The organism is Bacillus sp. GMs2/2 (genome assembly GCF_050172095.1).
In the GTDB taxonomy this organism is placed as follows: Bacteria; Bacillota; Bacilli; order Bacillales; family Bacillaceae_G; genus Bacillus_A; species Bacillus_A cereus.
Window position 1 is genome coordinate 1 of the sequence record NZ_JBNLYE010000690.1, and the last position, 1,288, is coordinate 1,288.

Below are 1,288 nucleotides of genomic sequence, written 5' to 3' on the forward strand. Positions count from 1 at the left end.
TGGTATTATCCCCTATAGGTAGACAGTAAAAAAAGAGTCCATCTGATATGATAGACTCAATACTGTTTTATCTGGAGGGGATTTTTTTATGGCAAGAAAAGGACAATCATTTCAAAAATATACAGAAGAACTAAAGCGAGAAGCAGTTCGTCTTCGATTAGAAGAGAGAAAATCATTGCGAGAAATTCGTGAACAACTCGGTGTGAAGAGCGATGCCCAGATTATTGAGTGGGTAAAACGTGCGCAACAAGGGGAGTCCTTTGATGATCAACGTGGTGTCTGGAATCGAAAGAATTTTAATAGTCTAGAAGAAGAAAATGCTTATTTGAAGGCACAGGTTGAGTATTTAAAAAAGCGCAATCCAAATCTACACGGGAAGGAATGGTCCTAAAGAAAGAACGATTTTCTCTTATCGATTCATTACGCCAAGCCTATCCACTCCGATGGTTGCTTCAAATCGCGGAAGTTTCTAAGGCTGGCTACTATAAATGGCGGAAATATCATAACGTGCAGCGTTTACGTCAGAAAAGGGATATGTGGCATAAAGAACATATTTTATCTATTCATCGTCAGCACCCTTACTATGGGTATAAACGTATGACTCGTGCTTTGGCTCGAGAAGGAATGGTAATGAATCATAAACGTGTTCGTCGTCTTATGAGAGAGCTGGGTATTCAATCTATCATTCGAAAAAAACATCCATTTTATGGAAGAAAAACATCTGTGGTATTTAAAAATCATTTGAATCGAGAGTTTCAAGCTGAAAAGCAAAATCAAAAATTCGTAACAGATATTACTTATGTACGAATCGGAGAACAATTTGCCTATTTGTCAGCTGTGTTAGATTTATACAACAATGAAATTGTTGCCTGGAAGCTATCTTCAAGAAATGATTTAGATTTGGTTTTAACTACATTACGTCAATTAGAAGGGAAGTCATTAACTACTAAGCCCCTTTTCCATTCAGATCAAGGGTTTCAATATACATCTAAATCCTACGCAAAACAGTTAGAGAAATTAGGATTTGTCGGTAGTCATTCTAGACGTGGAAACTGTTTTGATAATGCGTGTATCGAATCATTCTTCTCACATTTAAAAACAGAGAAGTTGTATTTAGTGTGCCCAAAAACATATGAAATGGCCTACCGAGCAATTCAAGAATATATTCAATTTTATAATACAGAAAGATTCCAAGAAAAACTTCACGGCCTTTCCCCGATAGAATATCGGGAAAAGGCCGTGGCATAATACTCTTTTTATTACTGTCTACTTGACAGGGAGATGACCA

1 protein-coding gene is annotated in these 1,288 nt (G+C 36.8%); it reads left to right on the forward strand.

Going from position 1 to position 1,288, the window contains the following annotated elements; all coding sequences use genetic code 11:
* The first annotated feature begins 88 nt into the window (after positions 1-88).
* Positions 89-1,248 (forward strand): IS3-like element ISBth8 family transposase gene (locus ACQGS6_RS28715; protein WP_426966044.1). Its coding sequence is split into 2 segments (ribosomal slippage): positions 89-347 and positions 347-1,248, totalling 1,161 coding nucleotides; the frame shifts between segments, so codons are not numbered across the junction.
* The last annotated feature ends 40 nt before the right edge of the window (positions 1,249-1,288 follow it).